Here is a 15,619-nt window from a genome sequence, read left to right as displayed (position 1 = left end):
GTTCAGTCAAGGCGCAGGCTGGCGGCGATTTCAGCAGCAATATCCGGTGACAGCGCGATTGCGCCGTCTTGATGGGCCGCCAAGAAAGCCTTGCGCATCTGTTCGGGCAAGGCATCTTTGTTCTTTTTGATCACAGTGATGCCGAACATATCGCAAGCGGCAACCCAGAATGATCCGTTCAGGGGTTCTTGGACCAAAGTCTGGCGGATATGCGCCTGTGCCGCCTTCTGCCAGGTATTTGACGGGTCGTGCCATGCCATCAGCGCATCGCGTTCCGCGGCCAGGTGTGGATTGGTATAGACTGCATATCGCAATACAAAGCCGAGATACTTGCTATTCTTGGTTTTGATCTGATCCAGAAACTGCATCTTGGAAATCAGCGCCTGATGCGGAATATCATTGGCGACCAAATGCCTGGTAAAGCCGAGTTCACCAGCCGTGATCGTGCGCTTTTTACTGCTGACCATCATGTAGTCCTGCCAGAACCGCCAGAATTGCGGGTCTTGCCAAAACCCCTTTTGGATAAAGTAAAAATACGATTGCAGATTTTGTAAATCGACCGTCAGGTTGTTCTTGTGATCGGTCCGTAGCTTGCTTTCCTGAACAAGCCCAACAACTGCGGTTGGGGCGCTTTGCAGCATTGCAATCAGGGCCTGATCCATATTCAGCCAGATACTGTCATTCATGATGATTGCGGCATTGGCGTCGGGAACCAAATTGCGCAGCGTCAGTAATGCATCTTGATAGCCGCCAAAATCATAGCCGAAATTCGGCCTTTGCATGATTTTCCATGTATGGGCTTGCAATGCGCTAAGGTCTGCATCTGACAGCGGCGCATTCAGCACCACAAATGGTGCAAAGCCATTGTCAACCAGATCACGACAAAGCGCGATGCTACTTGGGGCAAGGCCCTGTGGCTGATAGACCAGATAGATCGCAATCTGTTTGCCCGCAGGGCAGGCGCCGTCATGCATTTGCACACGGCGGGCAAAGTTGGCTTGATGCTGACGACGGCGTGCTGGCGCAAACAACAGATCAAGATATCCAATCAGTGTCTGGGGCAGGGTCACGAACTGTCTGCGCAGTCGCAACAATTCGCGCCTGACCTTCCATCCTTCGATCTGCTTCATGAATGGTGCTTTTCCCGGCCTTACTATTGCATCTCAAGCCACAGCAGCGATCGTGGCACTGCTTGGGCCAGTGAAAAAAGTAACGCCACAAGAAAAGACTATTTGCATCCCTTGGGGTGTGTTGGTACTGGTTACTCGTCTTCAGGTTTAGTGGTGTTGTGTGACGATTGAAATCAAGGCGGAAAACCGCCCGCAAAAATTCAGGCAAAGCGTGATCTTATGCACTGATCAAGGGTATTTGCCTTTCGCGTCCTTGGCAATACACACGTTGCTGCGCAACAACCCGGTGCGCGACTATGATATCTGCATCGCATCGCTTGATGCGCTTGACATGCCTGCCGAGTTGCGCGCGCATGATATCAGGCTTTGCCAGATTGATGTGGGGGATGCCTTTGACGGGATGCCAGTCAGCAAGCGGTTTAGTATTGCAGCCTATCTGCGGATTGCTCTGCCAGAGGCGTTTCAAGGGCAATATGACCGAATCGTATATCTGGATTGCGATATTTTTGTTATCGGTGATGCATTTTCTAAAATTTTCCAACTTGATTTACAGGGTCGCCCCGTTGGCGCCTGCAATGATTGTGCAAAATGGAAACACCGAAACAATCCCACCGGTGATCAGCGCGCTTTGGGCATCAATGGTCCCTAGGGTCAGGACCCATTAAATGCCTTGATGCTGGTTTGTCGTCATGATTCACGACCACCAATGATTTGGGGGTACGATGAGCAATCTTTACTGGCTGACAGAAGATCAGATGGTGCGGCTACGGTCGTATTTCCCAAAGAGCCGAGGTAAGCCGCGCGTCGATGACAGGCGTGTTTTGAGCGGCATTATCTTCATCAATCGCAATGGGTTACGCTGGTGTGATGCGCCCGTTGCGTATGGGCCACCCAAGACGCTTTATAATCGCTGGAAACGTTGGAGCGATGCAGGTGTATTCGCTCGGATAATGACAGGCTTGGCAGCGGAGGCACCCGACAATAAGACCATCTCGATCGACGCGACTTACCTCAAAGCACACCGCACGGCCTCAAGCCTGCGGCTTAAAAAGGGGGGCGTGGACGCCTAATCGGTGAGACAAAGGGCGGCATGAACACAAAATTGCATGCTGTCACTGACACCAGCGGCCGCCCAATCCGTTTCTTCATCACGGCTGGTCAGGTCAGCGATTATACCGGTGCCATGGCTTTGCTCAGCAGTCTACCGGATGCTGAATGGCTATTGGCGGATCGGGGTTATGATGCAGATTGGTTCCGGGAAGCCTTAGCAGACAGAGGGACTCGTCCCTGCATCCCAGGTCGAAAGTCACGCAACAAGGTCGTCAGATACGACAAGCGTCGCTACAAACGCCGGAACCGCATCGAGCGCATGTTTGGCAGGCTCAAAGACTGGAGACGCGTCTCAACCCGCTATGATCGTTGCCCCAAGGTCTTCCTATCGGCAATCGCTCTCGCCGCAACCGTCATATTCTGGTTATGAGTCCTGACCCTACTTCAACTCTGGGATGCTTGTCATGGATGTTGATCATTTTGTTTCAGAGAACATAAGACAAGCTTGTCTTGATGCTTTGAATAAATATGAGATAGAAAAGATTTATTTCGATCAGACACTTTTGAACCTGGCTTTAGAGCGTAAGTGGGCAGAACTACACCCCGCTTGGAACTGGCAATGGGCTATTGTGCGTCCATTATTTGAAGTTTTTATTGATGTACAAATTGTGCATTTTGTTGCCTATGCAAAACCATGGTCGGATCCGAAAGGATCTTTACCGATCCGCTACCGCGAAATCGCGCGGCGGTTCTTTTCAGTCCACTATCCACATCTGGTGGAAAAAATCGGTTCGCCTGCGTCACGATTACAAAAAAGAAAAATTTTGGCACGCCTGATAAAGCATATCATGCGATCATTCACATTCGTTGATGGATTTAATCGGCATGGTGGCGACATTACAAAAGTCGTCCTGCCCGAATAAGACCGCTTTATCGCCGCCACAAACACCCGTTCCGCGCCAACCACCACGCCCGCCGCAGATAATTCGCCGCCTTCAGCCGGTAATGCGGCAGCCGCCGGTACCACGCAAACTTGCGCACCTGGTCGAACCCTGTGCCGGTGATCGTGCTGACCCCGCCATCATCGACATGGGATGAAAACGGCTCTAGCCCGAATTGGCGGAAATCATGGTGGAAAAACCGGTTCATTTCGTGGTCATGCGCGCGGGTTTGCGGCCAGAACCCTGCTGCCAGCCGCGCTGCGACATCGCGCTTGATCAAATAGGTCGCATTGCCTGTAAACGGCCCGATATAGGCATTCAGCCGATACCGCCCCAGATACCCCTGACAGACAGGCCATTTCGCGCGGATGCAATTGAACCGCAGCGTATCCCAGGCGGCAGCCCCTGCCAGCGCGGCATCCAGGCTGTCCAGAAAATCATCGTGAAACACCACGTCATCTTCCAAGATCAGCGCCACGGGCTGCGTGGCCTGCGCCACCTGGTCCCAGACCGCGACATGGCTGGCATAACAGCCGATATGGCCGGGTGACACAGCCTGCCCCATGTTGCGCGCGTAAGCTGCGGCATCGACGCGCGGCGCCAATTCATCCGCACGCGCACGCCCGTCAATCGCGCCAAAGCGGGTATAGTCCAACCCCATCGCATCCAGCTGCTGCTGCATCCGCGCCAGCCTACTGGTATCGCGGTCAAGGTTGATCAACCAAATTCCCAGATCGGCGCGGGTCAGTTCAGCCATCCAGATCGGACCATTTCAACTGCGTGTTGCGGGGCAGGGCGCGGGTGGTGGTGCGGCCCAGCACCTTGTCGAAATCATAGCCCGCAATCTCGCCCGAACCGGGGCGGCGCGCCCAGATATCGGCCTCTGTAATGACATGGCCCGCGGGCAGGTCACGGTCGGCCACGACCGATGCGCGCGCGAAACGGTACACTGGTTCTTCCGCCGCGGTGCGCTGTTTGGGATTGCGCAGCGCGGTGTGAATTTCGCGCGACCGATCAATCAGGTACCGCAATTCGGCGGGGTCCATCGAATTGATGATATCCGGCCCCTTGCGATAGCGGCTATCGGTGTAATGCCGTTCCAGAATGCAGGCCCCCAGCGCCACCGAGGCCAGCGCCATATCCGGCCCGATCGAATGGTCCGAAAACCCGATCACCGCGCGGGGAAAGGCGTTTTTCAGGTCGGTCACCCCTTGCAGAGATACGATCTCGGGCGGGGACGGATACAAATTGGTGCATTCCAGCAGCGCATAATCAACGCCTGCGCCGTCCAGAATGGCCACGGATGCGCGGATGCTCTCGATGCTCTGCATGCCCGTGGACATGATGACAGGTTTGCCCATCCGCGCGATATGGCGGATCAGCGGCAGGTTATCCGCCTCGCCCGATCCGATCTTGAAGGCCGGCACGTCCAGATCCTGCAGAAAATCCGCCGCCGCGCGCGAAAACGGCGTCGAAATCCAGATCATGCCCAGACTTTCGGTATAGCGTTTCAGCTCCGCCTCCTCGTCCAGCGACAAAGCACAGGCCTCCATCACCTCCCAGATCGACACATCGGCATTGGGCGGAAAGATCTGGCGGGCTTCCTCGGTCATCTCGTCGGCGATGATATGGGTCTGGTGCTTGACCATTTCGCAGCCTGACAGCGCGGCAAGGCGCACCATCTCCTTGGCGACGGCCAGATCGCCCCCGTGGTTGATGCCAATCTCGGCGATCACAAGTGGCGGGTGCTCGGGTCCGATCTTGCGGCCTGCGATGTCCATAGCTGTCTCCGGTTCAGGTGTCTGGGGCTTTCTAGGCGGTTTCAAACGGCAGGGCAATTCGTGCGTGGGATTGCATTGCGCGTGCACATGGTCCAAGTCACAGCCCAAGCAATGACCAAGGGCCCGGATGTTTCGCAAATTGCAGCAAATGCTCGAACAAAAGGAACAGGCGTTCCGCAATTCCTTTGGTCATGACATCACCGATCCGGCAGAACGGCGGCGGTCGCAATGGCATCTTGACTGGCTCGATCACGGTATCTTGCGGCGGCGCTGGCACAATTTCGATCTGGTGGCACCCGGTGTCTACCGGTCCAATCACCCCAACCACAGCCGCTTTGCCGCCTATGCGCAGATGGGGATCAAGACCGTGCTGAACCTGCGTGGTGCTGCGTTGCAACCCCATCACCTGTTCGAGGTCGAAAGCTGCGCCACCCTCGGGCTGACGCTGGTCAATGTGCAGATGGCCGCGCGCCGCGCGCCGGATCGCGACGAATTGCTGGCCCTGCTCGATGCTTTCGCGACGATGGCACGGCCCTTCCTGATGCATTGCAAATCTGGCGCCGACCGCACCGGGCTTGCCGCCGCGATCTACCTGCTGCACTACCAAGATGCGCCCATCGCACAGGCAAAGCGGCAATTGTCTTTCCGCTATGTGCATATCCGGCGGACCAGCACTGGCATCCTTGATCATTTTCTCGACGTCTATGCCGCGCGCACGGCGCAATCGCCGATCGGGATCGCGGATTGGATCAAGACCGAATATGACCGCGCGGCACTGACGCGCAGTTTCGCGGTGAAACAGGCAGCACTCTGGCCTTGGCAGGGCTGGCGCTAACCCCGCTCGCCTGACTTCTTATTTCCAAAAATACTCCCGGGGTCAGGGGCGGCGCCCCTGTCGCGGCAAAGCCGCGGCCTCCGGCGGGGATATTTAAGCTCGGAAGATGCAAAAAGGCGGTTTATCCGCGCAGGCCCTGCGCGATCTGTTGGCCCATCAGGAAATCGATGATGTCCCAATCGAACGGGCTGTCCACATCAAGCCCCCGTTCTACCGGCAGGACCAGCGGGATCACGCGGCCTTCGAACAGGCTCTGCGCCGCGCGCAGGTAATCGGGGCGCAGCACATAGACCAATCCGACATGGTCATAGACCTGCGGTGCTTGCTGGCGCGCCACCACCCCACCAGGCAGCGGTTTTGACACATGCAGTGCACCGCTGGCGTCGGTTTCAAGGATGTTGAAATAGGGGTTCTTGCGGCTTTCCACGCAGGACATCACCATATCGGGGTGTTCCGCGGCGAACAGGTCCAGCCCCGCTTCGATATCCTTCGGCAGGCGCAGGGGTGACGTGCAATCCAGATCCAGAAACGTGGTCGCAGGGCCGGTCTGCTTTTCCACCGCGGCCAGCGCATGCTGCCAGACATGCCATTTCGCGGCGGTGTCAGTGGCCAGTTCCGCCGGACGCAGCCCGATATCCAGACAGCCGCGTTTGATCGCATGGGCATAGATGTCGGGGCAGTCCGTGGACACCGCCACCTGATCGATGCGGTCGCAGGCGAAAAGCTGGTCCAGCGACCAGTCGATCAGGGGTTTGCCGTGCAGCAGGCGGAAATTCTTGCCCGGAACACCTTTGCTGCCCGCGCGCGCGCCGATATGGCCGATGATCATGCTGGTCTTCCTTGTTGTCATCGCGGCAAAGGGACCTTGTTGGCGCCGCGTGGCCATCCTGCCAGCTTCGGCTCTGGCCTACAATCCTGCCTGCACGCTGCAGGCTTTGCGCGCCGCTATCCCTGCGGGACTGGAAGGCGTTTGGAAACAATCAATCGGCCTGACGCATTTTAATCATCTTTTTGCCTAATTGAGACGTTACCGCTGTCGGTCATCCGTGTGGCTGGGCATCACGTCGGGCTTTGAAAAGACACAGACGCGAAGAGGCATGACGATGAGAGATTTTCGAAACACGCTGGCATTGGCCGTCTGTCTGTTCGCAGCTTCCGGTGCCGCCATGGCACAGGATGTCACGATCTCCAGCAAGGACAAAGCCGTCACGATTACAGGAACCCTCGTTTCCTTTGACGATGAAACCTATCTTCTGGACACCGAAATCGGCCAGTTGCGGTTATCGCGCCTGGCAACGGATTGTCTGGGCGCGGCCTGCCCGCAGACCATCGTCACCCTTGATCTTGATGTTGCCGTGACCGAAGCGCAGACTGCGTCGCTGCTGCAGGCACTGGTCAACGGTTTTGCTGGGCTACGCGGCCTGTCGGGCCTGTCCATGCCTGACAACACGGGTGTGGTGGCACGGATCGACATGCTGAACATTCAGACCAACAGTGCTGCGGGTGTGGTCAATGTCGCCGTGCAAGGCGCCGACGCTACCTTTGTGCAGCTCGTGCAGAACGATATCGACTTGGCGCTGACCAAAGTGCCGGTGCCAGCCGCCATCGCCCAAAGCGTGGTTGTCGCCGGTGGCACCGACCTGCGTGACCTGAGCCGTGAACGGGTCGTGGCGCTGGATGCGCTTGTGCCGATCGTCCACCCAGCCAACACATTGCGGTCGGTATCGCTTGCCGAACTTGCGTTGGTCGCCTCTGGCCGCATCACCAATTGGGCCGAGCTTGGCGGTGACAATGCGCCGATCCGGATGCTGTTGCCTGCGCAAGGGGGGTCTGTCGATACCGCCTTTGGCGAACTTGTGCTGGACCCCAACCGTGCGCGCCTGCGCGCCAACGCCGAGCGGGTCAGCGATGACAGCGCGGTCGCGGCTGCCGTTATGGCCGATCCCAATGCGATCGCGATCGCCACGCTGGCCAATGCCGGTGATGCAGAAATCCTGCCGATCCGGCAGACCTGCGGACCACTGGCCTATGCGACCGATTTCGCGATCAAGGCCGAAGAATATCCGCTCAGCCGCCGCGTGTTCGCCTATGCCGGTGATGCGGTGCTGTCGGGGACTCAGGCGGCGTTCATTGATTTCATGACATCACCCGCAGCCCAGCCGATGATCCAGGCTGTGGGCTATGTCGATCAAAGTGTTGTCGCCCAGCCGATCAGCCTGCAAGGTACGCGCATGACGGCGGCAATCTTGTCGGCCAGCACGGGGGCGACGCTGGCCGCCGTGCAGAACCTGTCACGGGACCTTGCCACGGCGGACCGTTTGTCCACGACGTTCCGTTTTGCCTCTGGCTCGGCCAATCTGGACAACAAGGCGCTCGAAGACGTGCAGCGGATGGTCGATTTCCTCAACAGCCCCGCGGCGCGCAACCGCGAGATCCTGATCATCGGCTTTACCGATGACGTGGGCCGGTTTGACCTGAACGAACGTCTGGCGCTGCTGCGTGCGGGTTCGGTGCGCAATGCGCTGGTGACTGCTTTGGGCGGCGACGTGCTGGCGGGGCGGACCTCTGTTGCGTCTTACGGGCCGCTTGCCCCTGTGGGCTGCAACGATACCGCCGACGGGCGCGAAAGTAACCGGCGTGTCGAGATCTGGCTGCGCTAGGCCGCTGGACCGTTTGGTACCCTATTTTGGCATAATCCTGCGGGCCAAGGACAGGGTCCAGCCCGGCAAGCGACCAAAGGAAGAACAACGATGAAACGCAGAACTCTATTCGGCGCTGGTTTGGGTGCGATGGTGGTCGCGGGGCAGCAAGCGCGGGCGCAAGCCGGCCTGTCCTTGTCGCTTGTCACTGACCGGCCGGACGCGGCGCGCGGGCTTGTGGCGCGCCTTGCGGCGGTATCAGGTGGCACGATTGCGCTCAATGTCACACAAAGGCCATCCACCGATGCTGCCGCGTTCCTGCAGCTTGTGTCATCGGGCGCGGCGGATATCTACCTGTCCGCAACAGAGGCCTTTGTTGGCAGCAACCCTGCTTTTGGCATCTTTTCTGCCATGCCCGGCGGTATGAGCCCAAGTGAGCTTGAAGGCTGGATGTCCGCCGGTGATGGCGGTTTCCTGCTGGACCTGCTGGGTATGGAACACGGCATAAAGGCCTTTATGATCGGCGATGACGGCCCTTTGCCGCTGTGGTCCAAGGCCCCGCTGACCGGCCTCGACGATTTGACCGGCGCGGCTGTGGGGTCGGTCGGGCTGGGGGTCCATGCGATGCGTGCGTTGGGTGTCGGCACTGTCGTGGACATCCGCGCCGAAGCCGTCGATCTGGCCAGTCTTGATGTGTTCGAAGGGCTGAGCGTGGCGCAGATGGAAAGCGCCGGCTTGCTTGCGAGCTTTGCGCATATGACCACACCGAATGCGGGCCGGCCCACTGCAGCCTTGTCGGTCGGGATCAACCTGAGGACCTGGAACGCGCTGTCGGACGCCCAAAAAGCCATCGTAGAACGTTGCATCATGGCTGAACATGGCCTGAACCGGACGATTTCGATGCATCAAAGCGCCCTGACCCTGCAGTCTGCAGGCGCGGCGATCAACCGCCATGCCATGCCCACCGATATCTGGGATGCGCAGATCGCGGCAGCCAATCAGGTAATGTCGGATATTTTTGCTGCCAGCACGCTCGATGCCGATGTGGCCGGTGGGTATCTTTTCTTTATCAGCGATGTCGCTGGCTGGAGCGAGATCGGCGAGGCCGCTTTTGTTGCGGCCCGCAAAGGGGCGCTGGGACAATGACAGATGCAGCGAAAGACAAGACCATGCTGAACGCGCCATCAACCGCCAAGGCCATGTCGCGCAGGCGTGCCTTGCTTGGCTGTGGTGCGGCGCTGACAGGGGCTGCGGCCTTGGCCGCCCCCGCGATCGCGCAGGGTGCGCCACGCATCTTGCGCCTAGCCTCGTCCTGGCCTGCCGGGCTGGGCGGTCTGGCCGACAGCGCCACGCGTCTGGCCGAGCAGATCAACATCGTCTCTGACGGGCGCTATCATATCGAATTGTACTGGCCGGGCGAATTGGTGCCGGCTTTTGGCGTGCATGACGCAGTCGGCGCGGGCGAGGTCGATCTTTACCATTCCGCCGAATATTATTTCCAGAACAAGCACCGCGGCTTTAACTTTTTCACCACCGTGCCTTTGGGGCTGACAACGCCGGAACAGACTGCTTGGACAAAGTTTGGCGGTGGGCAGGCGTTATGGGACGAATTGAACGCGCGCTATAACGTCAAGGCGATTGCCTGCGGTGGCACGGGTATCCAGATGGGCGGCTGGTTTAACAAAGAGATCCTGACCACCGATGATTTTGAAGGCCTGATCATGCGTCTGCCCGGCCTTGGGGCGCAGGTGCTGGCCGCGATGGGCGCGACCGCTGTCAGCCTGCCCGCTGACGGGATCGTCTCTGCCTTGTTCGAAGGCTCGATCGACGCGACCGAATGGGTCGGCCCTTACAATGACCTGCAATTCGGGTTCCAGAAATTGCTGACGACCTATATTTACCCCGGCTTTCACGAGCCTGGCACAATGGCATCTTTTGGCATGAACCTCGATCTGTGGAACAGCCTTGACGCACGGGACCGGGCCTTGTTCGAAACCATCTGTGATGCGGAACTGACGTCGCATACGGCGGATTTCTATGGCAACAACGGGATCGCGCTGGTCCAGTTGCTGGCAGAATCCGGGGTCCAGCCGACACGTCTGCCAGATGATGTCTGGAACGAATTGTCGCGCGTGTCCTTTGATGTCACCGCAAGCGTGGCCAATGACGATGATTTGGGCCGCCGCATCGTGGTAAGCTATGAGGCCTATCGCGCGCTGGTCAACGGCGCAGGCGCGATCAGCCAGACCGAATATTTCGCGCGCCGCGGTGCGGTCGATTTGTTCGCTGATCTGTGATGAAAAAGCCTTGGCGCGGTGGTGCGCCAAGGCCTGACCTTTTAGCGGATCATCAGGTCCGCACGCCTGCAAACCGTTCCGCCCAATCGGCGCGTTCGTCATCCGTGATCTTGCGGAACAGGTTGTCCGGCACTGTAAACGCATGACCAGCGGGCAGGGCGGTTAGGGCCGCGCCGATATCGTCCGGCCAAGCGGCATCATCGGTCTGCATCGCCTCTAGCAAGAGCTTGCTGGCATCGGGGATAAAGGGCGCGGACAGCACGGCATAAAGACGGATCAGGTTTAGCCCCAGCCGGACCTGCATCGCCGCCATGTCGGGGTCGGTCTTGATCGTGGTCCAAGGTGCGTTGGCTTGCAGGTATTCATTGCCCAGCACCCAGATCGCACGCAGCTCTGCCGCGGCCTTGCGGACTTCGATGGCGTCCATATGGCCTTGATAAGCGGTCAGGCGTTGGGTCAGGGCGGCGATCAGCGCGTGTTCCGGTGCGCCGTGCTCGCCCCCTGCGGGGATGGTCTCGCTGAACTTTGACCGGCAGAATTTGGTGATCCGGCTGACGAAATTGCCCAGCACATCGGCCAGATCCTTGTTCACATCCTGCTGGAACGCGTCCCATGTGAATTCGGCATCCGATGTTTCGGGCGCATGCGACAGCAACCACCAGCGCCAGTAATCGGACGGCAAGATGTCCAGCGCCTGATCCATGAACACACCGCGCCCGCGCGAGGTGCTGAACTGGCCGCCGTCATAGTTGAGGTAATTAAAGGATTTGATGTAATCCACCAGCTTCCAAGGTTGCTGCGTACCCATGATCGTGGCCGGGAACGACAGGGTGTGGAACGGCACGTTATCCTTGCCCATGAACTGGGTGTAACGCACGTCACCCGCGCCTTTGTCGGTGCGCCACCAGCGTTCCCAATCATTGCCTTTGCCCGCATCCTGCCATTCCTGCGCGCAGGCGATATATTCGATGGGGGCATCGAACCAGACATAGAACACCTTGCCTTCCATGCCGGGCCAGTCCTGATCGCCCTTGCGCACGGGGATACCCCAATCAAGGTCGCGCGTGATGCCACGATCTTGCAATCCGTCACCATCGTTAAGCCATTTTTTCGCAATGGATGTCGTCAGGATTGGCCAGTCTTTCTTGCTGTCGATCCAGTCGGCCAGCGCAGCTTTCAGTTCCGATTGGCGCAGATACAGATGCTTGGTCGTGCGGACCTCCAGATCAGTGGCCCCCGAAATGGTAGAGCGCGGATTGATCAGGTCGGTCGGGTCAAGCTGCTTGGTGCAATTGTCGCATTGATCGCCGCGCGCGCTGTCGAACCCGCAATTGGGGCAGGTGCCTTCGATATAGCGGTCGGGCAGGAACCGGCCATCGGTGACGGAATAAACCTGATCTTCGGTCACTTCGCGGATCAGGCCCATCTCGGCCAGACGGCCTGCCATGGCTTGCGTCAATTTGTGGTTCTGCGGGCTGGAGGACCGGCCGAAATGATCGAACGACAGACCGAACCCGTCCGCGATGCGCGCCTGCACGGCGTGCATTTCGGCGCAATAGGCCGCGACGGGCTTGCCCGCCTTGGCAGCAGCCAGTTCGGCGGGGGTGCCATGCTCGTCGGTGGCACATAAAAACAACACTTCATGCCCGCGCTTGCGCAGGTAGCGGGCATAAAGATCGGCGGGCAACTGGCTGCCGACAAGATTGCCCAGGTGCTTGATCCCGTTGATATAGGGAATGGCGGAAGTGATCAGATGGCGGGCCATGCGACGTCCTTGCAAAGTTTCGCCCCTGCATAACCATGTCACGCAGCAGACGCCAGATGCGCGACATCTGTTGCGCCGCAGCATCTTGGGGTTTACACAGTCCTCACAGACCATTTTCAACAAAAGGTTGCCATCGATGAGACTACTTGCCGCCGTTGTCACTGCCCTGACCCTTGCCAACCCTTTGCACGCGCTTGAAGGCTATGGCGCCATTGGTGGCGATTACGCGCTGCCGCATGCGGGGTCTTCTGATATGCTGATCAGCGTTCTTGGCGGTGTTACCACGGCTGATGCGCCGCTTGCCTTTGGCGCGGAGGCTGAATTCGGGCTGGCGCTGGGCGCGAGCAGCGATTTCAACACCCGCCGCCTGCGCGGTGTGGCACGGTATGATTTCGGCACTGTCACGGCATTTGGTGCCGCTGGCGTCGATCAATTTGTCTATGATAATGTGACCGATACGGGGCTGAGCCTTGGTCTTGGCGGTGAATTCGAGCTGCAGGGCAACATGGCGCTGCGCGGCGAATTTATTCGGTCCTTTATCCGGGACGGCGATACCGAGAATACGACGACCACCCGTCTGGGTCTGGTCTACCGTTTCTGATCGCGGATAAAATTATGCAAAAGATCGCGCTTGGCGGCAGTGACATCATGGTCACTGACTGGTGTCTTGGCACCATGACCTTTGGCAATCAGACCGACCGCGCCGATGCTTATGCCCAGATCGACATGGCGCTGGATGCGGGGATCAATTTCCTCGACACTGCGGAAATGTATCCGGTCAACCCGATCCGCGCCGAAACCGTGGGCCTGTCGGAAACCATCGTCGGCGAATGGATCGCCAAGACCGGCCGCCGTTCTGAGGTGGTGATTGCCACCAAGGTGTCGGGCAACAACCCTGGCTGGGTGCGCGAGGGGTATGGCTATGACGGGGCGGTGATCCGGCAGACGGTGGATGCATCCCTGCGCCGGTTGCAGACCGATGTGATCGACCTTTACCAGATGCATTGGCCTGAACGGGGGTCTTATGCGTTTCGCCAGAACTGGACCTATGATCCGTCGGGGCAGGACCGCCAGCAGACGATGGATCATATGCTCGACGTGCTGTCCGCACTGGACGATTGCGTCAAGGCCGGCAAGATCCGCGCGATCGGCATGAGCAACGAAAGCGCCTGGGGCATGACCAAGTGGATCGACCAGGCGACAGCTGCCGGTTTGCCACGTATGGTATCGGTGCAGAATGAATATTCGCTGCTGTTCCGGCTTTATGACACCGATATGGCCGAAATGGCGGTGAACGAGGATGTGACGCTGTTGGCCTATTCGCCCTTGGCCTGCGGATTGCTGACCGGCAAGTATCAACACGATGTGCCTGCAGGCAGCCGTTTGTCGATCAACGGCAATCTGGGCGGGCGGATGACGCCGCGCACCTTGCCGGTGACGCAGGTCTATCTGGATCTGGCCGGCGACCATGGCGTTGATCCGGTGCATATGGCGATGGCCTGGCAGGCGACGCGGCCGTTCCCGGTTTCTGCGATTTTTGGCGCCACCAACACGGGCCAGTTGGCGCATATCCTTGCCGGGCGCGATACGATGCTGACGGATGAGCTGTTGGCCGCGATTGGGGCGGCGCATAGAGCGCACCCGCTGCCCTATTGAAGCGGTGATCCGGTCCCCCAAGCGGGACCGGAGCGCGCCGCGCGGGAGTATTTTTGGAAATAAGAAGTCAGGGGCCATTTTGCGCAACTTCGTGATGATGGCGGTCCTGTTGGCTGGCTGTGCGGGACACCCCGGAGAGCCGCGCGGCGCGCTGTTCGAGGTGTACCGCGATACATCCGTGCCTTTGTCGTCCAAGGCCGTCTTTGAGCCCGCGCGCTTTTTGGGAACATGGTACGAGGTTGCGCGCTATCCGGTGCCGTTCGAGGCGGGTTGCGTCGGGGTCACGGCGGAATATGGCGCGCTGCCGGACGGGCGGATTTCGGTGCGCAACACCTGCCGTAAGCCTGATGGCACGGTCCGGTCGGTGATTGAAGGTGCTGCTGATATCGTCGGGCCGGGGCGGTTGAAGGTCCGGTTTGCATCGGTGCCGTTTGTTGGCGCTGATCTTTGGGTGCTGTGGGCAGATGAAACCTATCGCACGGTGGTATTGGGCGCGCCGGATGGCCGGTCAGGCTGGATCCTGAACCGCGATCCGGTGATCCCTGCCGACAGGCTGGCCGCAGCGCGCGCGATGCTGGCGTTCAACGGCTATGATCTGGGCCGTCTGATGCTGGTTCAGCCGTAGCGGCAAGGCGGATCAGCGCGTCGAAATGCGCGGCCATATCGCCTTGGCCGATCTTGCTGCCGCGCACCAGCATGTCGAAATGCCGCGTGATCGCCGTGACCCGTTCGGTGTCGCGAAAGGCGATGTAATTGCGCCCCAGATAGATCACCGCCAGAAGCGGCCCAAAGACCGTGACTGGTGCGGAATAGACCGCGCGCTTGTCAAACAGATGCAGCCGCAGGGCAGGGTAAAGCTGGTCATGCAGATCGCGGAAGCGGCGCAGCTGGTCCTGCCGGACGTCGACAGGCAGGCCCGCGTAATAGCCTTGGCCGCGCGCGAAACTGTCCAGTTCTGACAGCGGCAGTGCGATTTCGTAATCTGATTTCGACTGCTGCATCCAGCCCAGCCGGTCTGCACTGGCCCCGATCGCCTGCTCGATCGTCTTGCCCACCGCAGGCGCATATTCCCAGCGCAGCATATCGGTGGTTTTGAGCATATCGGGCAGACCCGATGGCACATGGCGGATCTTGTAGCCTGCGGCCTCTTGGTGCCAGGCGAAGATCTGGTCGTCGCCCATGGCGCGTGATGCCTCTGGCATGGAAATCGCGGCCGCGACCAGAGCGGCGGCCTGTTCGGGGAAATCGGACAGGCCCAAAAGCCAATCCGCGCTGACACCAAGGGCTGCTGAACATTCCGCGACAAGTTGCGCATTGGGCAGCCGCGCGCCCTGATCCTTGAGCAGTTGCGACAGGGTCGAGCGGTCAACGCCGGTCCGGCGCGCGAGCGCTGCCTGCGTGATGCCGGTCCGGTCCATCGCTGCGACCAGCCGGTCACGGAACAGCCGTGCCCGGTCACGTTTGTCGATTTTTCGCATCATTGGTGATCTATATCACACATACTGATTTTTGTGAACCAGTCACG

17 protein-coding genes are annotated in these 15,619 nt (G+C 59.2%); 11 read left to right on the top strand and 6 right to left on the bottom strand.

The window, feature by feature from the left end; all coding sequences use genetic code 11:
* Window positions 1–2: 2 nt before the first annotated feature.
* Window positions 3–1,130: a rhamnan synthesis F family protein gene (locus ACPF9B_RS08980; RefSeq protein WP_424176847.1), complete on the bottom strand. Its 1,128-nt coding sequence runs from the start codon at window positions 1,128–1,130 to the stop codon at window positions 3–5.
* A 160-nt stretch (window positions 1,131–1,290) separates the two neighbouring features.
* Here ACPF9B_RS08980 and ACPF9B_RS08975 point away from each other — a divergent pair, with 160 nt between their 5' ends.
* The 3 genes from ACPF9B_RS08975 (at window position 1,291) to ACPF9B_RS08965 (ending at window position 3,103) form a co-directional block, all read left to right on the top strand.
* Window positions 1,291–1,779: a glycosyltransferase gene (locus ACPF9B_RS08975; protein WP_424176845.1), complete on the top strand. Its 489-nt coding sequence runs from the start codon at window positions 1,291–1,293 to the stop codon at window positions 1,777–1,779.
* A 73-nt stretch (window positions 1,780–1,852) separates the two neighbouring features.
* Window positions 1,853–2,610, top strand: a protein-coding gene (locus tag ACPF9B_RS08970) for an IS5 family transposase (protein ID WP_424176587.1) whose coding sequence is annotated in 2 segments (ribosomal slippage) — window positions 1,853–2,177 and window positions 2,177–2,610 — 759 coding nt in all. Because the reading frame shifts where the segments join, the coding sequence is not laid out codon by codon here.
* Window positions 2,611–2,644: 34 nt separating this feature from the next.
* Window positions 2,645–3,103 (top strand): glycosyltransferase, encoded by a 459-nt coding sequence (locus ACPF9B_RS08965; protein WP_424176843.1) that lies wholly within the window; start codon window positions 2,645–2,647, stop codon window positions 3,101–3,103.
* Between the two features lie 7 nt (window positions 3,104–3,110).
* Here the strand turns inward: ACPF9B_RS08965 and ACPF9B_RS08960 are convergent, their stop codons facing one another.
* Window positions 3,111–3,878, bottom strand: a complete 768-nt coding sequence (locus ACPF9B_RS08960) for a glycosyltransferase family 25 protein (protein WP_424176841.1) — start codon at window positions 3,876–3,878, stop codon at window positions 3,111–3,113.
* Window positions 3,871–4,902: an N-acetylneuraminate synthase family protein gene (locus tag ACPF9B_RS08955; protein WP_424176839.1), complete on the bottom strand. Its 1,032-nt coding sequence runs from the start codon at window positions 4,900–4,902 to the stop codon at window positions 3,871–3,873. The genes ACPF9B_RS08960 and ACPF9B_RS08955 overlap by 8 nt, the downstream gene beginning before the upstream one ends.
* A 127-nt stretch (window positions 4,903–5,029) precedes the next feature.
* Here ACPF9B_RS08955 and ACPF9B_RS08950 point away from each other — a divergent pair, with 127 nt between their 5' ends.
* Window positions 5,030–5,737: a tyrosine-protein phosphatase gene (locus ACPF9B_RS08950; RefSeq protein ID WP_424176837.1), complete on the top strand. Its 708-nt coding sequence runs from the start codon at window positions 5,030–5,032 to the stop codon at window positions 5,735–5,737.
* 121 nt (window positions 5,738–5,858) lie between these two features.
* On the opposite strand, the gene ACPF9B_RS08945 is transcribed toward ACPF9B_RS08950, so the two are convergent.
* Window positions 5,859–6,566, bottom strand: a complete 708-nt coding sequence (locus tag ACPF9B_RS08945; protein ID WP_424176835.1) for an acylneuraminate cytidylyltransferase family protein — start codon at window positions 6,564–6,566, stop codon at window positions 5,859–5,861.
* On the opposite strand from ACPF9B_RS08945, the gene ACPF9B_RS08940 reads away from it, so the two are divergent.
* The 4 genes from ACPF9B_RS08940 (at window position 6,565) to ACPF9B_RS08925 (ending at window position 10,673) form a co-directional block, all read left to right on the top strand.
* Window positions 6,565–6,756, top strand: coding sequence for a hypothetical protein (locus ACPF9B_RS08940; RefSeq protein ID WP_007204221.1), 192 nt, complete (start codon window positions 6,565–6,567; stop codon window positions 6,754–6,756). The two genes, ACPF9B_RS08945 and ACPF9B_RS08940, sit on opposite strands and share 2 nt — an antisense overlap.
* Before the next feature lie 84 nt (window positions 6,757–6,840).
* Window positions 6,841–8,397: a phosphate ABC transporter substrate-binding/OmpA family protein gene (locus ACPF9B_RS08935; RefSeq protein WP_424176832.1), complete on the top strand. Its 1,557-nt coding sequence runs from the start codon at window positions 6,841–6,843 to the stop codon at window positions 8,395–8,397.
* 90 nt (window positions 8,398–8,487) lie between these two features.
* The gene (locus ACPF9B_RS08930; protein ID WP_424176830.1) at window positions 8,488–9,522 is read left to right on the top strand and encodes a hypothetical protein; all 1,035 of its coding nucleotides are present in this window, start codon (window positions 8,488–8,490) and stop codon (window positions 9,520–9,522) included.
* Complete coding sequence (locus tag ACPF9B_RS08925; protein ID WP_424176828.1) at window positions 9,519–10,673, top strand: TRAP transporter substrate-binding protein; 1,155 nt, start codon at window positions 9,519–9,521, stop codon at window positions 10,671–10,673. Before ACPF9B_RS08930 ends, ACPF9B_RS08925 begins: the two co-directional genes overlap by 4 nt.
* Before the next feature lie 52 nt (window positions 10,674–10,725).
* Here the strand turns inward: ACPF9B_RS08925 and metG are convergent, their stop codons facing one another.
* On the bottom strand, window positions 10,726–12,438 hold the full coding sequence (gene metG, locus ACPF9B_RS08920; RefSeq protein WP_424176826.1) for a methionine--tRNA ligase: 1,713 nt from the start codon (window positions 12,436–12,438) through the stop codon (window positions 10,726–10,728).
* Between the two features lie 136 nt (window positions 12,439–12,574).
* On the opposite strand from metG, the gene ACPF9B_RS08915 reads away from it, so the two are divergent.
* The 3 genes from ACPF9B_RS08915 (at window position 12,575) to ACPF9B_RS08905 (ending at window position 14,719) form a co-directional block, all read left to right on the top strand.
* Window positions 12,575–13,039, top strand: a complete 465-nt coding sequence (locus tag ACPF9B_RS08915) for an outer membrane protein (RefSeq protein WP_110549052.1) — start codon at window positions 12,575–12,577, stop codon at window positions 13,037–13,039.
* 14 nt (window positions 13,040–13,053) lie between these two features.
* Window positions 13,054–14,094, top strand: a complete 1,041-nt coding sequence (locus tag ACPF9B_RS08910; RefSeq protein WP_424176823.1) for an aldo/keto reductase — start codon at window positions 13,054–13,056, stop codon at window positions 14,092–14,094.
* 79 nt (window positions 14,095–14,173) lie between these two features.
* The gene (locus ACPF9B_RS08905) at window positions 14,174–14,719 is read left to right on the top strand and encodes a lipocalin family protein (RefSeq protein ID WP_242601228.1); all 546 of its coding nucleotides are present in this window, start codon (window positions 14,174–14,176) and stop codon (window positions 14,717–14,719) included.
* Here ACPF9B_RS08905 and ACPF9B_RS08900 read toward each other — a convergent pair.
* Window positions 14,676–15,575 carry a helix-turn-helix domain-containing protein gene (locus ACPF9B_RS08900; protein WP_424176821.1) on the bottom strand — a complete coding sequence of 300 codons (900 nt, stop codon included), beginning with the start codon at window positions 15,573–15,575 and terminating at the stop codon, window positions 14,676–14,678. The genes ACPF9B_RS08905 and ACPF9B_RS08900 overlap by 44 nt on opposite strands.
* Window positions 15,576–15,619 lie beyond the last annotated feature (44 nt).

The organism is Yoonia sp. TsM2_T14_4 (assembly GCF_049602355.1).
In the GTDB taxonomy this organism is placed as follows: domain Bacteria; phylum Pseudomonadota; class Alphaproteobacteria; order Rhodobacterales; family Rhodobacteraceae; genus Yoonia; species Yoonia vestfoldensis_A.
The sequence above is the reverse complement of the archived record's forward strand: the minus strand, read 5'-3'. Positions and strand labels throughout refer to the sequence as shown.